The organism is Streptococcus sp. 79, from assembly GCF_013277425.1.
GTDB lineage: Bacteria > Bacillota > Bacilli > Lactobacillales > Streptococcaceae > Streptococcus > Streptococcus pseudopneumoniae.
This window is the reverse complement of the sequence record NZ_VMMW01000125.1, coordinates 1-1,089: the sequence shown is the minus strand read 5'-3', so window position 1 is coordinate 1,089 and position 1,089 is coordinate 1. Positions and strand designations below refer to the sequence as shown.

General features: G+C 32.6%; 1 protein-coding gene and 2 pseudogenes. 1 reads left to right on the top strand and 2 read right to left on the bottom strand.

Annotated elements, in window-relative coordinates; translation table 11 throughout:
• A pseudogene (locus tag HT729_RS12300) lies at positions 1–97 on the bottom strand (peptidase); the annotation flags it as partial.
• A 316-nt stretch (positions 98–413) separates the two neighbouring features.
• Between HT729_RS12300 and HT729_RS12520 the strand changes: the two are divergent.
• A pseudogene (locus tag HT729_RS12520) lies at positions 414–596 on the top strand (IS110 family transposase); the annotation flags it as partial.
• A gap of 154 nt (positions 597–750) precedes the next feature.
• Here the strand turns inward: HT729_RS12520 and HT729_RS12515 are convergent.
• The gene (locus tag HT729_RS12515) at positions 751–921 is read right to left on the bottom strand and encodes a PhrA family quorum-sensing system peptide (protein ID WP_001227865.1); all 171 of its coding nucleotides are present in this window, start codon (positions 919–921) and stop codon (positions 751–753) included.
• Between the last annotated feature and the right edge of the window lie 168 nt (positions 922–1,089).

Here is a 1,089-nt window from a genome sequence, read left to right as displayed (position 1 = left end):
AAATAACAGTCAAAGCAGAGACTGTCGATAGCAGGCTAGCTAATAAAGTACCCGCAATAATTGAAATACCGAATTTGCGATAAAATGTTTTCTTCATTTTTATAATTCATTCCTTTCGTTTCACTCAAGGCACAACACAGAATGAAAAAGTGTTGTGCTCTTTGTTTTATAATAACAGTGAGAAAGCCTATCACTACTACAAATCACGGGGAGGTGAATAAGTGAGTGGTACAGCCACTACCTCGCATTTTTATAGGTGTCATTCTTTCCATCAAGCACAAGAACTGTGACTAAGAGCACGTAAACTTATAATTGAATAAGCGACTCGTTTGTGAAAGGAAAGAATAGTCAAGGGATAGGCAGACTCAAATTTTATGAAGGGAGCCCCCTCATGTTAAAAATTATTTATATGGCATCGAAAAGCTATCATCGCTATCTGTCGCAGATTATTGGTTGCCATCTACCACGTACTTTTAAAACAGGAGAGTTATAATCCAAGATTACAAGGTCTTACAGAAATAAGAAATTCAGATAAGACAATGTCTGTCCAAGATGCCGTTCGTTTTGCACAACAGCACGGATTCAAGGTGCTTTAATTTTAAAGGTTGGGTATCAAGACCTCTTTTTAGTGTGCCCAAAATTTAGAGAAGTAATCAATCAACTAACTTTTATTTTTTCAAACTTGCCCCTACAATTTTTAATGAATAATAAAAGCGAATATACTAGAGACTAATTCTATTCCATTATTCTTTAATCAGCCTTCCCAACATCAAGACCATTGGACTTCTTTTGTGATTGCACTCGAATCTCCAATTGTCTATTCTTCTGAATAAACTGTTGGTAAGGAATTGTATTACTAAACATAAAAACACCTAGCAATGCAAATGTAACTAATTTTTTAATTCCACGTTTTTTTCTCATGCAATGAAACCCCTTTCTTTTTTCTTGTTTTTATTCTAACAGATATATTTTATTTAGCCAAGTGTTTTTATTGCATTTTGAACTTTTTTTTCTTATTATTACCATAAAGAATTATTTGTTTCTTTAACTTACTATTTTGAACTAAAAATTTTATAATGAAATTAAGCA